The organism is Pseudomonas sp. PF05, assembly GCF_056521845.1.
Genome location: NZ_JBWLPW010000001.1, coordinates 743,472 through 758,867 on the forward strand (window position 1 = coordinate 743,472; position 15,396 = coordinate 758,867).

Annotated in this window: 12 protein-coding genes; 11 read left to right on the forward strand and 1 reads right to left on the reverse strand. The window is 56.6% G+C overall.

The window, feature by feature from the left end; translation table 11 throughout:
* The first annotated feature begins 407 nt into the window (after window positions 1-407).
* From AC09SL_RS03310 to AC09SL_RS03340, 7 genes are all read left to right on the forward strand, one after another.
* The gene (locus AC09SL_RS03310; protein ID WP_058545105.1) at window positions 408-2,417 is read left to right on the forward strand and encodes an arylsulfatase; all 2,010 of its coding nucleotides are present in this window, start codon (window positions 408-410) and stop codon (window positions 2,415-2,417) included.
* Window positions 2,404-2,550 (forward strand): hypothetical protein, encoded by a 147-nt coding sequence (locus AC09SL_RS03315; RefSeq protein WP_479571937.1) that lies wholly within the window; start codon window positions 2,404-2,406, stop codon window positions 2,548-2,550. The genes AC09SL_RS03310 and AC09SL_RS03315 overlap by 14 nt, the downstream gene beginning before the upstream one ends.
* Window positions 2,547-3,149 carry a TetR/AcrR family transcriptional regulator gene (locus AC09SL_RS03320; RefSeq protein WP_058545106.1) on the forward strand — a complete coding sequence of 201 codons (603 nt, stop codon included), beginning with the start codon at window positions 2,547-2,549 and terminating at the stop codon, window positions 3,147-3,149. The genes AC09SL_RS03315 and AC09SL_RS03320 overlap by 4 nt, the downstream gene beginning before the upstream one ends.
* 136 nt (window positions 3,150-3,285) lie before the next feature.
* Complete coding sequence (locus AC09SL_RS03325) at window positions 3,286-5,082, forward strand: arylsulfatase (protein ID WP_058545225.1); 1,797 nt, start codon at window positions 3,286-3,288, stop codon at window positions 5,080-5,082.
* Between the two features lie 136 nt (window positions 5,083-5,218).
* Window positions 5,219-6,280: an amidohydrolase family protein gene (locus AC09SL_RS03330; protein WP_058545107.1), complete on the forward strand. Its 1,062-nt coding sequence runs from the start codon at window positions 5,219-5,221 to the stop codon at window positions 6,278-6,280.
* A gap of 24 nt (window positions 6,281-6,304) precedes the next feature.
* A complete protein-coding gene (locus AC09SL_RS03335; RefSeq protein ID WP_081264384.1) occupies window positions 6,305-7,492 on the forward strand; it encodes an amidohydrolase family protein in 1,188 nt (395 codons plus the stop codon).
* Window positions 7,493-7,497: 5 nt separating this feature from the next.
* Entirely contained in the window at window positions 7,498-8,730 is a 1,233-nt protein-coding gene (locus tag AC09SL_RS03340; protein ID WP_058545108.1) for an NADH:flavin oxidoreductase/NADH oxidase family protein, read from the forward strand.
* 44 nt (window positions 8,731-8,774) lie between these two features.
* Here the strand turns inward: AC09SL_RS03340 and AC09SL_RS03345 are convergent, their stop codons facing one another.
* Complete coding sequence (locus AC09SL_RS03345) at window positions 8,775-10,367, reverse strand: bifunctional 3-(3-hydroxy-phenyl)propionate/3-hydroxycinnamic acid hydroxylase (protein ID WP_081264385.1); 1,593 nt, start codon at window positions 10,365-10,367, stop codon at window positions 8,775-8,777.
* 218 nt (window positions 10,368-10,585) lie between these two features.
* Between AC09SL_RS03345 and AC09SL_RS03350 the strand changes: the two genes are divergently transcribed.
* From AC09SL_RS03350 to AC09SL_RS03365, 4 genes are all read left to right on the forward strand, one after another.
* Window positions 10,586-11,191: a TetR/AcrR family transcriptional regulator gene (locus AC09SL_RS03350; protein WP_058545110.1), complete on the forward strand. Its 606-nt coding sequence runs from the start codon at window positions 10,586-10,588 to the stop codon at window positions 11,189-11,191.
* A gap of 79 nt (window positions 11,192-11,270) precedes the next feature.
* The gene (locus AC09SL_RS03355; protein WP_058545111.1) at window positions 11,271-12,362 is read left to right on the forward strand and encodes a VOC family protein; all 1,092 of its coding nucleotides are present in this window, start codon (window positions 11,271-11,273) and stop codon (window positions 12,360-12,362) included.
* 157 nt (window positions 12,363-12,519) lie between these two features.
* The gene (locus AC09SL_RS03360; protein ID WP_058545112.1) at window positions 12,520-13,479 is read left to right on the forward strand and encodes a fumarylacetoacetate hydrolase family protein; all 960 of its coding nucleotides are present in this window, start codon (window positions 12,520-12,522) and stop codon (window positions 13,477-13,479) included.
* Window positions 13,479-15,380: an acyl-CoA synthetase gene (locus AC09SL_RS03365; RefSeq protein ID WP_058545113.1), complete on the forward strand. Its 1,902-nt coding sequence runs from the start codon at window positions 13,479-13,481 to the stop codon at window positions 15,378-15,380. The genes AC09SL_RS03360 and AC09SL_RS03365 overlap by 1 nt, the downstream gene beginning before the upstream one ends.
* Window positions 15,381-15,396: the final 16 nt, after the last annotated feature.

The window sequence follows — 15,396 nt, forward strand, 5'->3', positions numbered from 1 at the left end:
TCTGTCTACGAGGCAGCGACTTCGGGCTGAGGTGGCCCATTCGCTGTGCCGGACCGAACACATTTCAGTCGCACTAATGCGACTGAAACCGCCGTCCGCGTTAGAGTTATCTACGGGTTCTCTGCCTTGCCCAGCTTTTTACCCCCCAACCTTTACGCCAATAATCTGCCTCGGGTTCTTTCCTTTCCAAGTGCATTTTCGGAGATTCAATCGTAGCGCCGTGCTCTAGATGAAGCATCCCGACGACGCGGTGCCCCTTTGGATTTGATATGCAAACCTGTCATTAGTGTTCTTTTTATCTATCTGTGTGACTAAATGAACATTGTCGCTCATAATCTCGTTGTGGCCTAAAGGTCCACAGATGACGTGCTGTGGGCTAAAGAAAAATTCCAACAAGGGGCTTTTTGATGTTCATCACCAGACGTGGCATGAATCTATGCCTGCAGATTTGTGGGGGCGCAGCTTTTGTTTTTGTGGCTGGGATGGCGCACGCCGAACCGGTTGGTGTGAGACCACCCAACGTTTTGGTCATCGTAGCCGATGACATGGGCTATACGGATATAGGGGCGTTTGGTGGCAGCGATATCCATACGCCTAATATTGATCGTCTGGCATCCTCTGGCGTAAGCCTGAACAACTTTCACACGCTGCCGACATGCGCACCCACGCGCTCCGTGCTTCTGACTGGCGTAGACAATCACTTATCAGGCATAGGCTCGCAGGTGCTGTCGGACGATCAGGTCGGGCGACCGGGTTATGAAGGACATTTGAATCAGCGAGTCGTGACGCTCGCGGAAATTCTCGCACGGCATGGGTACCGCACGTATCAGTCTGGTAAGTGGCATCTGGGAGACGAGCCTCGTTATGGCCCTTCGCATCGGGGCTTCCAGGAGTCTTTTGCACTCCTGCCTGGTGGGGCGAGTCATTACTCGGACGCCAGACCGCTGCATCCTGCCGAACCTACGGTGTATGTGCGAAATGGCGAAGTAGTCGACAAGTTGCCGGAGGACTTTTATTCAACGCGTGATTACACGAATTGGTTGGTTCGATGGTTGGAGAGGGATCGGGACAGCCAGAAACCGTTCTTTGCCTATCTAGCCTACACGGCGCCCCACGATCCGCTTCAAGCGCCGTCCGATTACATCGCCAAGTATCGAGGCGTCTACGATGCAGGCTACGAGGTCTTACGGGAAAAACGCTTTAATCAGCTGAAGGCTCTAGGCCTAATTGACAAGGAGCGCACGCTGGCCCCCTGGCCCGAAGTGGTGGCACGATGGGATTCGCTGAGTGAGAGCGAGCGGGCCAATAGCCGCAGAGACATGGAGGTCTACGCAGCGATGATCGATTTCATGGATGAGCAAATTGGCAGAGTTCTAGATCTGTTGGAGCGCCAAGGCGAGTTAGACAATACGCTGATTCTGTTCATGAGCGATAACGGGGCCAACGGGGCTCCGACCAAGGTGTATTCAACGCACACACGCAGCTATCACGAATCCTTCGACAATTCCCTGGAGCATCGTGGTGCGAGTGGTTCCTTCATTTCCCAAGGTGCTGGCTGGGCTACGGCAAGTACCGCGGCTTTCAGTATGTTCAAGTTCTTCGTCTACGAGGGGGGTATCCGAACGCCCGCTATCATCAAACCTGTAGGCGCTCCCGTTATGGGACGCAATGTCTCGGCATTTACCCATGTGCGAGACATCGTACCGACGGTGTTGGCAATGCTGGGCATCTCGCACCCCGCTCTTGAGAATAATACGCTCGCACCTCTTGAAGGGCGGTCACTGTTACCCCTGCTGTATGACCAGTCTGCCCGGTTGCAGCCTCTTAATGGGGTGGGCTACGAGATGCACGGTTCGCGCGCTTATATCGACGGAGACTGGAAGGCGGTCCAGACGCCGATGCCGCTTGGCTCGGGGTTGTGGCAGTTGTTCGACCTGCGGTCCGACCCGGGGGAGACCCGGGATCTTTCACGGGAGCATCCTGATATTCTGGCGGAGTTGCGAAATGCCCATGCCGTTTATGAGCAAGACCACGGAATTATCTATAGTCCGCCGGGTGCCATTGCGGTTGCTCATACTTTATTTAAAGGGTTGGTGCTGCTGGCTTTCGCGATAATAACCTGGCAGTTCGCCGTAGGGCTGAAAGGTCGGGGGAGTACGGGGAAATATGGCCATCTAACTTCAGCCGGGCTGTGGATAAGCAAGCTTGCTCTGCTCGGGCTGACATTTACGGCGTGGCGTAACCCGGCGCTGATGCTGTTGATGGGCTTGGGTGGGCTGGAGATAGCTTTTGCGTTACGGGGCGAGCGACGCCGCTGGCGCTTAGGGATGGCGTTAGCGCTGTTAGTAGTGCTGGCTGTGATCTGGTTGCTGAGTACGGGACTGGGATTGCGGATCTTCTTGCGTGAATGCTCTTGATCAACGGAAAGAGCGCATTGGTTTCGCGCCACTTGCGATTATTTGTCTGTTCAAGCCTCATTCAGTTGATTTATTTTGGACGGAAGTGTTCAATTTCGTTCCTCGTTATTCTGAAGAAGCCATCGCCTTATGACCGCTGCACAACGCCGCATACATGAAGCCGCTATGCGGCTATTCGCCGAAAAGGGTGCTGGAGAAATCAGCATCAGTGAGCTCGCCGAGGCCGCAGGTGTGGCGAGAGGGACGATTTATAAGCACCTGGACAGCGTTGAAGGGCTATTCAGGGATGTTGCCGCCCGTCTAAGTGAAGAAATGGACCAGCGTATTGCGCGCAGCTCACCGGAGGATGTAGATCCTGCGCTGCGTCTGGCCAATGGTATTCGCTACTACATCCGGCGCGCCCATGAAGAGCCAAGTTGGGGCAAGTTCATCGTGCGTTACGCTATGAGCTCACAATCCTTGCGCGGAATGTGGGCTGGACAGCCGCTGGCGGATCTGATGACTGGGTTAGGTCAAAAACGCTACGACGTTCGTCAGGAACAGTTGATGTCGGTGCTGGCAATGATTGGTGGTTCAGTACTCACAGCCATTACTCTGGTGCGTGATGGCCACCGAACCTGGCGTGATGCCGGCAGTGACATCGCTGAATTGACGCTGCGAGCTTTAGGACTCTCCAAGGATGAGGCGCAGGCACTGGCGACCGTCGAGCTGCCTCCACTTGCTCCGGTCTGAAGGGGTTGTCATGAAAGAAGGGATTTAGATAATGTTCTATAAAGGCAATAAATGAACACTTGTGTTCATTTATTCCTTGGTGTTTACTTTCAACACCTCCGCATTCTTGCGGTTCGACTGTTGGTTGGAAAACGCCATGCCCTTGCTCTCCCTCGCATCACTGCGTCTGCTTGCTTGCTGCTTTTCCCTGGTCTACTGCATAGCAGCCCACTCTGACACTTCAGTATCCCGGCCGCCGAATATCGTTTTGCTGGTGGTCGATGATATGGGATTTTCTGATATCGGCGCGTTCGGTTCCGAGATCGAAACTCCCAGCATCGATTCGTTGGCTTCTGGAGGGGTTCGCTTCAGCAATTTCCATGCAACGGGCTCCTGCGCTCCAACTCGCGCCACTTTGCTGACCGGTGTGGATCACCATCTGGCAGGTGTCGGTAACATGGTGGATACCACCCCGTTGTCGCAGAAGTGGAATCCCAGGTATCAGGGGGTGCTGAATGAGCGAGTCGTAACCATTGCCCAGTTATTGCAGGATGCGGGCTATCGGACCTCGGTCACAGGTAAATGGCATTTGGGCGACGCGTCCGAAAATCTGCCACCCGCCAGAGGATTCGACCGTTCGGTCATCCAGGCCGACAGCGGCTCGGACAACTTCGAAATGCGACCCTACCTTCCTACGAAAACCCGGGCCTACTGGTACGAGGACGGCCGGGAGATGAGATCACTGCCGGACGACTTTTATTCGTCCCGTTTCTTTGTCGACAAGACCATTGACTACCTTCGAGAAGGACAGGGTAGCGGCAAGCCGTTCTTCGCCTATGTGGCCTTTCAGGCCAATCACTCACCTGTCCAGGTTCCGAGGCAGTTCCGCGATCATTACCAAGGGCGGTATGACCAAGGGTGGGATGTGCTCCGTAATGAGCGGCGACAAAAAGTGAATGCGCTAGGACTACTGCCTGGCGAGGCGAAGGCCGGTGGAGAAGTGCTTCCTGCCTGGAATATTTTGTCGGATCAGCAGCGAGCCTACGAGGCCCGCAAGATGGAGGTCTATGCTGGGATGGCATCGGCGATGGATCATGAGATTGGCCGGCTCATCGATTACCTCCGACGCACCGGGCAATACGATAATACCCTTTTTGTGTTTCTCTCCGACAACGGTGGGTCCGCCACCGATCCCTATGCCAGTGCAATTGTCCGAAAATGGTTGGACTGGCAGTACGACCAAAGCTATGAGCGGATGGGTGACAAAGGCACCTGGACGGCCATCGGTCCCAACTGGGCCAGCGTCGCCAACGCTCCCCTGGCGGGCCACAAGTTCATGGCGAGTGAAGGGGGGCTCCGTGTGCCGTTGATCATCGGCGGGGCCGTGCCAGGTCTTCGTCCTCATACCACCCGCGCCCTTGCTCATATCGCCGACATAGTGCCGACCATCCTCGATGCTGCGGGTATCAAGCTATCCGATGGCACCTATGCCGGACGAGCAGTTGAAGTTATGCGCGGCAGCAGCTTGTTGACGTTGTTACGCGGTGAAGGTGCATCAGTGCACGCCGCTGATGAAGCCATCGGATATGAGCTTGCTGGCAATTCGGCAGTCTTCAAAGGCCACTACAAGTTGCTACGCAATCTCCCCCCCGCCGGTGACAACCAGTGGCATCTCTATGACTTGAGCCGGGACCCAGGTGAGACGAAAGATCTGCGTGACCAGTTGCCGGAGCTCTACACGCAGCTACAGGATGAATACCGCAAGTACAGCGCGGAAGTCGGTGTTCTGCCGATGCCGGAAGGCTACGACTACAAGCGCCAGGTGCAGATCAACTCGATGGTGTTCTTCTATATGCCGCGTCTAGCGCTGCTTCTTCTGAGCTTCTTAGCGCTGGCACTGTTCCTCCGTTGGCTCTGGGCCAGGCATCGCAAGCGTCGGTTTCAGGCGCAGTGATGGTGTGTGGGGGATCGCGGAGTCGAACCAGTCTCAGGATAACGGGGCGGCATCCAGATGCGGGATTTTGGCTACTACGACAGCGATTCTCGATGCCTTCTCTGAACTAAATGATTGCATGCTCAGGATAAGAACAATGACCATCAAGCAAGGCCGAATCGACGTTCACCACCATATCATTCCCCCTGTCTATTCTGACGCCCTATACCGGCACGGGCTTGAAGCTCATGCCGGTGCTCAACTGCCGAAGTGGACCGCCCAGAAGTCTTTGGACGTGATGGATGTCAATGGTATCCAGAGAGCAATAACGTCGCTAACGACACCTGGGGCTCATCTGGGAGGAGGGGATGGGCAGGCCGCATCACTGGCTCGCGCTTGCAACGAGTACGCCGCTGATCTTACGGCGCGCCATCCTGATCGTTTTGGCAGCTTCGCACTGTTGCCGCTGCCGTTCACCGAGGCGTCATGTATCGAGGCTGCTTATGCCCTGGACCGGCTAGGGGCTGATGGCGTCGTGGTTTTTGGCAGTTCAGATGGCGTATTTCTGGGGGATCCCCGTTTCGATGAGTTGATGGTCGAGTTGAACAATCGTGACGCAGTCATCTTCGTTCACCCTAACCTGCACAAGACCAGTGAGCAGTTGGATATGCAGGTACCGGGGTTCTTGGTCGAATTCCTTTGCGACACTACTCGTGCGGCCGTGAATCTTCTCCTCACAGGAACGCTGGACAGATACCCGCGGATACGCTGGATTCTTGCTCACAGCGGCGGTTTCCTGCCCTATGTCGCTTGGCGGTTGGTGCAGCTGGCCACCATCCAGAGTCTGTCGGTGGATGTGATGGCCGGCGTTAGACGCTTCTACTTCGATACCGCGCTATCACCGTCGCGCTATTCCATGGCTGCCCTGAAGGCTCTGGTTGAGCCGTCACACATTCTTTTCGGCAGCGACTTCCCCTTCGCTCCGGCCCCGATCACTACCCTGCAGTGCCAGACCCTTGAGGAAAATCCGATGTGGTCCGCGCAACAGCTCTACGCCATCCATCGTGGAAATGCGCTTGAACTGTTTCCCCATTACCGCCAGCAAGGCGAGCAGGCCGTCCCCGAGACCATCTACGTCGATGAGCCCTTTTCGAATCGGATGAGGCGAACGCTCTCCGGTCCTATGGGCGCGATTGTCGAGCGCATGAGAAGCCGCTGATCGGCATGACTGAGAGAAGAAAAAATGAAGCGTCGAAACTTTGTGATCGGAGCCGGTCTTCTTACCGGAGCATCCTGGCTGTCGCTGGGTCGGCCGGGGGCTACGAGCGATGGTGCGACAAGGGAGATTCGATTGGCCAGCTCTGTGGCCGCGAAACGAGAAAGTGCGGCCCGGATCATTGATGTGCATCACCATGTATTGCCACCCTCCCTCGAAGCCTCATGGCCAAATGGCTATGCCGGCCAGAGCCTGACGAAATGGTCCGAGGCGCACTCCTTGGCCATGATGGATCAGCGCAGCATTCATACTGCGATCCTCTCTCTTCCTTCCCCAGGGGTATGGCGAGGAGAGTCGCGCGCCGCCACGCAGTTGGCTCGTCGGGCTAATGAGTACAGTGCGGAGTTGGAGCAGCGTCATCCGGGAAGATATGGAAGCTTCGCCTCAGTGCCGCTACCGGCTACAGGCCAGGCCTGTGCAGAGGCGGTTTATGCGCTGGATACGCTCAAGGCGGATGGTGTGATGCTGCTTGCCAGCAATGATGGGAAGTTTTTAGGTGATCCACAGTTCGATGAATTGATGGCCGAGCTGGACAGTCGTCAGGCTACTGTCTTCGTGCAGCCGAACCTGCATCCGTACAGCGAGTTGTTGGACTTGGAGGCACCGGGGGTCATGCTTGAGTTCGCTTGTGATGTCGCGAGGGCTGCGGTCAACCTGATCCTCTCCGGTACCATTGAACGATATCCGCGTATTCGCTGGATTCTGGCCAATGGCGGAGGATTTTTGCCTTATGCCGCCTGGCGAATTTCGCTGGCCAATGCGTTGCCAGAATTCCAGGAGAAGGCCCCGCTGGGTGTTATGACCTATTTGCGGCGGTTTTATTTTGATACCACGCTGGCCGCCGGTGCCCCCACTATGGCGGTACTCAAGGAGTTGGTTGATCCTTCGCAAGTATTGTTCGGCAGCGGTTTTCTCGCTGTCCCGGAGAAGGTGATGCGGCAAGAACTTGAGGCGCTGGCCACTTCTTCTATCTGGTCAAAGGCCGAGTATTCAGCCATCACTCGAGGTAATTCGTTGCGTTTATTTTCGCGCCATGCGCTTTCCGGTGAGGCGGTGGTCGCCGCGCCTGTGTACGAGCCGGAAAGCACCCTGCAATGGCTGGCGCGAACCGCCACCAAACCACTTTCAGCTGCCGCGCAGCGGCTTAAGGATTGATTCTGATGAGTGTGCTCTTCAGTCCGATGCAGTTGCCCAATGGCGTGGAGATCCCCAACCGGATTGCCAAGGCCGCAATGGAAGAGAATCTTGCTGATCTCGACCATGCTCCTGGCGAACAGCTGATTCGTTTGTATCGCACCTGGGCCGAGGGAGGGGCCGGATTGATTATCACCGGCAATGTGATGGTGGACCGCAATGCCCTGACAGGGCCTTGTGGCGTCGTGCTTGAGAGTGACCGTCATCTGGATCGATTCCGTCGCTGGGCCGACGCCTGTCGTAGTCATGGCGCTCAGGCCTGGATGCAGATCAATCATCCAGGCCGTCAACTCATGGCGGCCCTCGGACAGATGGCCGTTGCGCCTTCGCAGGTGGCTGTCGAGCTGCCGGGGCTGGGCAAGCTGTTTGCCAAACCAAGAGCACTTGATTGCGCCGAAATCGAATCCTTGATCCAACGCTATGTGCGTTCCGCCGAACTGGCCGAGCAGGCTGGATTCACCGGAGTCCAGATCCATGCTGCTCACGGCTACCTGTTCAGCCAGTTCCTCTCTCCGCTCTCCAATCGCCGCTCGGATCATTGGGGAGGCAGTCTTGAAAACCGAGCTCGGATCCTGTTGCGCACCGTTGAGGGGGTACGCGCCAGAGTGGGTGCGTCGTTCTGCGTGGCAGTCAAGCTCAACTCGGCGGACTTCCAGCGCGGTGGTTTCGACAGTGAGGACGCCGCGCAAGTGTTGGCCATGCTGGAGGATCTGGGTGTCGATCTGGTCGAGTTGTCCGGTGGAAGCTACGAAAGCCCCGCCATGCAGGGGCGCGCGCGTGACGGCAGCTCTCTCGCCCGGGAGGCGTACTTCCTCGAGTTCGCCGAGCGTATTGCGACCAAGGCGACGATGCCGCTGATGGTGACTGGCGGGATTCGGCGCCGCGGTGTAGCGGAGCGCGTAGTGGCGGGACGTGTAGCTATGGTGGGCATGGCGACGGCATTGGCCATCGATCCTACTTTGCCAAGGCAGTGGCGACAGGGAGGTGATCAGAGCGTGGCACCGGTAACCGTATCCTGGAAGAACAAGTCCTATGCTTCTGCCGCCATTCAGGCCATCGTCAAGAAACAACTCGCGCTGCTCGGTAGCGGGCGGCCAACCGACCCTAAAGCGTCACCGTTGCTGGCATTGCTGGGCAGCCAATTGAAGACTCGCCGGCAATCGCGAGCCTACAGGCGCTGGCTAGCCAGGGCTGAATAAAGTTTGGCTGATGCCGACACCTCGTGTCGGCATCTTCGGTGAGTTCAGGATTCCAAGAGTTTCAAGGTTTCCTGAACGAGTTGCTGGGCCATAGCCTGTGGACCTTCGTGCATCACAATGCGATCCGGGCGCACCACGGCCAACGAGTCTGGAGCGGCGCTGGCCAATAGTACCTGGCCGATATCCTCTACAAAATGCGTTGCGCTGGTGCTCTTCTGACCGTGCAGGCCGATCTGCAGGTAGCTGCCTCCATGCTTTTCCCATCGTTGGCAGATATCTGGCGTCAGGCTGGCGCGGGGGTCGATGCCTAATCCAATCAACACCAGATTGTCGCCTAGTACAGCATCGCTGAGAGTGATCGAACCGTCCATCTGGCGTACCAGCCCCTGTGGAAACAACCCTCCACGGCGCAAGCGTCGACCTCGTCCGGCCGGCATGAACAAACCGCGCTTGAAAATGTTCTTTGGCTTTATATCGAGCTCCTCGAGGTGGCGCCGCAGCGGCGGGATTAGACGCGTCAAGCGCATCAGGCCATGCACCAGCATAGCGGTGGGTGCGTTGCCCGGCATCACCAGGCGCCCCATCAGCTTGGCAAGGGCAATCATTTCCTTGGCGTGGGGGCGGCGTTCTTGATCATAGCTGTCCAAAATGCCCGGCCCGGCGCGCCCCTTAAGCACCCACGCCAGCTTCCAGGCCAGGTTGGCGGCGTCCCGTAGGCCAGCAACCAGGCCCTGGCCAACAAAGGGGGGAGTAATATGCGCGGCATCGCCGATCAGGAAAACCCGATCCTTCTGAAAGCGCTCGCAGCATCTGGCATGAAAGCGATAGACCGCCTTGCGCTCAATCTCCAATTGATCAGGCTTGATCCACTTTTCCAACAGCCTGGCGATGCGTCCAGCGTCCTCCATCTGCTCGCGGGTTTCCCCCCCTTTGAGCATGAACTCCCAACGCTCACGCCCTCCCGGCGCAGGCATATGGGGTGTTGGTCTGCGATGATCGCAAAGGAATTCGACATGATCGATTGCGACGTTTTCTCGTCCTCGCGTATCAATGATCAACCAATCTTCGGCGTAGCTACGACCTTGGAAATCTTGCCCAATCAAGCTGCGGACTTTCGAACTTGCCCCATCCGCGCCAACCAGGTATCGCGCTTTTATTCGTCGGATGTGTCCGTCCTCGGCGAGCAATTCGGCTTCGACGCCTTCCGCATCCTGTATCAGGTTAAGTAGCTCCAGCCCACCGACGCTGGTCACGTTTTCGAAGCGTTGGTATTGGTCGCGTACGGTGCGCTCCAGATCCGGCTGGTAGAAGGTCACCAGCTTTGGATGTCCATCGAGGCTACCCCTGGTGTTGGCCTGACCAAACTGGCCAACAAACGGGCAGTGCATGCGCACTTGCGCAATCACAATCTTTTCGAAAGCGCCTTCCTCCAGACCGGCCAACTGCAAAATTCGCAACGCTTCGTTGTCCAGGGCGATGGCGCGTGGCATCAGCAGTACGTCATGGATCTTGTCAACCACCAGAGTATTGACGCCATACCGGCCTAGCAGCGCTGCAAGCGAAGCGCCAACTGGGCCATTACCGACGATGAGGACATCGACTGTAGCGGGTAGGGAATGAGCGAGGGGAAGGTTCATGCCGGTCCTTTTTTATTACCCCGAGATACGGGGCCTATGTTTTCGATGGACAGAAGGATCGCGGTCATTGAGGCCTGATCCGGACAATACTGAACACAGGTGTTCAGTTTCCAAGATTATGCGACAGTTGTGGCGAAAATAAAAACATGTTGACGATAAATGAACATTGATGTTCAATTTGTGCGTTGACTGGTTGAAATCAAGAGGCTTTGGTACAGATGAGCCCGATACAACGTCGCATCTACAAAGCTGCTGCTTGTTTATTCGCAGAAAAGGGGATTACCCAGATCGGCATCAGCGATCTTGCCCGTGCGGCAGGTGTTTCGAGGGCGACCGTTTACAGTCAGGTGGGGGGAGTAGAAGGCCTGTTCGAGCGGGTCGCCAGTCAGCAGGGTCGAGAGATGCAGAAGCACCTCAGCAGCGATTTTTTAGCGCCGAAGGATCCGGCGGAGTGTCTGGCCAATTGCGTTCGGGTCTTCATTCATCGCGCCCACGTTGACCGGCAGTGGGGCTCTTTCATAAGTCGGTTCGCCCTGGGCGATGCATCGCTGCGTGAGCTGTTCCTAAGCCATGTTTCGGTGGATGTGCGTAGGGGATTGGAGGAGGGGCGTTATGAGTTCGGTCGGTCTCAGAGCTCCAGTGTAATTTCGTTGATCGCCGGGGCAACCCTGGGAGCGATGTTCATGGTTCGGGAAGGTGTGGATACCTGGCGAGGAGCGGGTAGCGAAACAGCTGAGCTGCTTTTGCGGGCGCTGGGGGTTTCCGAGTTGGAGGCTCGAGAGCTGGCAACCAGAAAGTTGCCTGCTTTGTTCTGCGAGGAATGAATTTTCAATGAGTTCGCTGAGGCTCAAGTGAGCGGGGCGGCGTCGGTTTTGCTGATAAGAGTCGTGGAGAAAAACAATAATGAAACAAGGCAGCCATCAGCTATGTCTCGTGACGAAGCAGCCTGCCCGCCATCCTTCCCCAATGGTGAGGGCGCGGGCGCTTGCCTATTTGATCTTTGCACGTCCTGACCTGGATCTGGCCGAGCGCTTTTTACTTGATTTCGGCTTGCAGACCGCGCATCGCGATGCTGAACGGCTCTACATGCGAGGTACTGAGGCGACTCCTTACTGTTACCGGGTGGAGCGTGCACGTCAGGCGCGCTTCATGGGCTTCGCGCTGGAGTTGTCATCACGCGAAGATCTTGAACGGGTAGCTCGGTTACCTGGTGCCTCAGAGATAGAAATGCTGGAAGGTCCCGGCGGAGGGCTGTGCGTCCGTCTGACTGATCCGTCCGGGTTTCTGGTTGAAGCGGTTCATGGCCGTCTTCCTTGTGAGCCTATTGTCCGTCGCTCTGCCTTGCCGGTGAATCTCGTGGATGTGTCCCCACGCATCAACACGACCCAACGGCCTCCAGTTGCTCCACCTGAAGTGGTCAGGCTTGGCCATATCGTGCTTGAGCTCGCCGACTACCAGGCGACATGTGCTTGGTATACGCGCCATTTTGGCTTCATTCCCAGCGACGTCCAGGTTCTTCCGGATGGATCTCCGGTGGTGGCATTCATGCGTCTTGATCTGGGGGATGAGCCCGCCGACCACCACACCTTGGCGCTGGCCCAGGGATTTATGGCTGCCTACAGCCATAGCGCGTTCGAGGTGGTGGATGCCGATGCGGTTGGAATGGGGCAGCGAATTCTGCAGGAGCGCGGCTGGAAGCATGCCTGGGGCATTGGCCGACACATTCTCGGCAGCCAGATTTTCGACTATTGGCAAGACCCTTGGGGCAATAAGCATGAGCACTACTGCGACGGCGACCTTTTTACGTCGGACCATCCCATGGGACTGCATAAGGTCAGTGCCGAGGCAATGTCGCAATGGGGGCAACGGATGCCGAGGAGCTTCACCAAGCCAGCGATGAATTTGGCGAACTTCAAGGCTCTGCTGCGCAACCTCAGGTACAGCCCAGATCTAACGTGGCGAAAATTATTGTTGCTGAAGCGACTGTTCGGCTGAGGGTGATGCAATGACTTCACTGAACCGCCGACTCCTTCTCAAAGCCGGGATCGTTCTGGGAGGGGTGAGCCTGCTGCCACAACACAGGGCCAAAGCAGAACAACAACCGAAAATTGCCGCCAGCGTGCGGCGCCTTGTTGCACCAGGAGCTGCATCCATGTCCGTCAACGTAGTCCGCTTCGAGTATCAGAACGAAAACCTCTGGGGGGTGATACGCCTGGGGCGTATTACGCCCATTCCCGGTAATTTCGAAACCACAGGTGATCTGGTCCGGCAGGTCTCGCTGGAGCAACTATTTCGCCTTCAGGGCGCTGAGCTGGAGCTGAGCCAGGTACGGCTGCTATCTCCGGTGACACGCAACCAGCAGTTCGTTTGTCAGGGAGCCAATTATCGACAGCACATGATTGAATCGGGCATGGACCCCGATGTGAAGCTCTACAACATGATCTTCACCAAGGCCACGAGTTGTATCGTCGCGGCCGACAGCGAACTGATAAAACCGAGACAAGTGCGGTTTCTGGACTATGAAATCGAGCTTGGGCTCATCCTCGCCCGGGAGATCACGGGTTCTGTGAACGTTGGGGCGCACAATCTGCACGAGTATGTGGCTGGCCTGGTCATCGTTAACGATTACTCGGCCCGTGACGTCCAGATTCCCCAGATGCAATTTTATAAAGGTAAAAGCTTCCGCACTTTCGGTCCCATCGGACCGCACCTGTGTTTGCTGGACGCAAAAGACATGAGATATCTGCAGCAATTGGAGCTGCGCCTGACGGTCAATGGTGAGGTTCGTCAATCTGACAGTACCGCCAACTTGGTTTATGGGGCTGCGGAGACGTTGACCGAACTCTCAAGTGTGCATGACTTTTTCGCCGGCGACTTGATCGCCACGGGGACACCGGCTGGCTGCGCACTCTCGATCCCATCGCCGACGAAGCAACGCCTGGCCGCTGCGTTGTTGTCTGAGTCGGTGAAGTGGAAGGCGTTCTCGAAAGCCCAGGAAGCACGAAAGGATTTCTACCTCAAAGTGGGGGATGTAGTAGAGGCCACGATTCGTAGCGCCGATGGTGTGATCGACTTGGGAGCCCAGCGCAATGTCGTGGTGGAGGGAGCCTGATGGCCGTCGAAAATCTCGCGGATATTGAAACCATGGAGCGGAATCCGCTCGCTGCACGGGAGCTTCCGCATAGCAGCTACACGGCCTTGCAACAGTGTGCAGAGGCCAACGGTCACGCGCTGGCGCTCAGTTTTTTCCTCGACGCCAAGGCCTACCAGCAGACCCACGATTGGACCTATGACGAGCTGTTCGCTGACATTACTCGGGCAGCCAACGTTTTTCATCATCTGGGCATCGGACCTCGGGATGTAGTGGCTTTTCTCTTGCCGAACCTGCCGGAAACCCATTTCACCATCTGGGGCGGGGAGGCAGCAGGCGTTGTCCTGGCAATCAATCCGCTGCTTGAGTCAGCTCAGATTGCTGAGTTGTTACGCGCAGCCACCGCGAAGGTGGTCGTGACGTTGGCTCCGACTCCCGGAGCGGACCTTTGGCAGAAAGTCTCCAGCCAGTTGCACAGTCTGCCCTGCATCGAACATATCGTTTGGGTTGGCATGGAAACCTATGTGGGCATCGTCCCCGGTGGCGTTTTGCGTTGGATGGCGATGAGAGAACGGCGTCTTCATCCGGAACGAAAGATTCACGGCTTGCGCAAGTTGATGAGCAAGCAGCCAGGTCATTATCTGAAAAGCGGTCGACAGATTCATCCCGACGAACCTTCGTCTTATTTTTGCACAGGAGGCACTACGGGACTGCCGAAGATTGCTATTCGTACCCATGGAGCGGAAGTCTTCAACGCTTGGGCAATGGCGGCCAATATGCAGCCCAAGGCAAAGGGGCAGGTGATTTTCTGTGGCTTACCCCTGTTTCACGTAAACGGCCAACTGGTGACCGGCCTGATGCCTTGGACCCACGGTGATCGAGTAGTCATAGGCACTCCCCAGGGATATCGCGGCGAGGGTGTGATCAAGCGCTTCTGGGATATGGTCGAGCATTTTGGTATCAACTTCTTTTCTGGTGTGCCCACAGTGTTTTCGGCGCTTCTCCAGTGGCCGGTCGAGGGACGCGACCTTTCCAGCCTGCAATACGCATTGTGCGGCGCGGCGCCTATGCCAGTGGAGCTGTTCCGCCAGTTCGAGGAGCGAATAGGTGTTCGAATTCTAGAGGGCTACGGTCTGACCGAGGGCGCTTGTGTGTCTTCTATTAACCCGGCGGGCGGCGAGCGCCGGGTGGGCTCAATTGGCCTGCGCCTGCCGTACCAACAAATGCGTGCTGTAGTTCTGAACGACGACGGCCAGTACGTGCGTAACGCAGAGGATGATGAAGTAGGTGTTATCGCGATTCATGGCCCCAATGTATTTGCCGGCTATTTGGATGACAGCCACAACAAAGGTATCTGGCTCACCATCGACGGTAAACGATGGTTAAACACCGGGGACCTTGGGCGTCAAGACGCCCAGGGGTATTTCTGGCTGACCGGGCGCAAGAAGGAGCTGATTATTCGCGGTGGTCACAACATTGACCCGAAACAGATTGAAGACGCCTTGCAGACCCACCCGGCGGTGGCGCTTTCAGCAGCTATAGGTAGTCCAGATGCCCACGCGGGAGAAGTCCCCGTCGCTTATGTGCAACTCAAGCCCGGGATGCTATGCACCCATGAGGAACTTATCGAATTCGCCTCAAGGACCATTCACGAGCGCGCCGCATTGCCGAAGCGTATCGAGATTATGGACGCCCTGCCGCTGACACCTGTCGGTAAGATTTTCAAGCCGGCCCTGTTACAGCGCGAAATTGCCTGGGTTATTCAGCAAGAATCTGAACTGGCAGGTATTTCTGGCGTTTCGATCGACATGCAACAAGACAGTCGTCGAGGACTCGTCGCGCATATACAGGCTGGGAGTTTCCGCCCGCGACTAGAGGAACGGCTTGGAAAATTCACGTTTCCGATCGAGTGGGTCCAGTGATTTAAGTTTTTTGGAG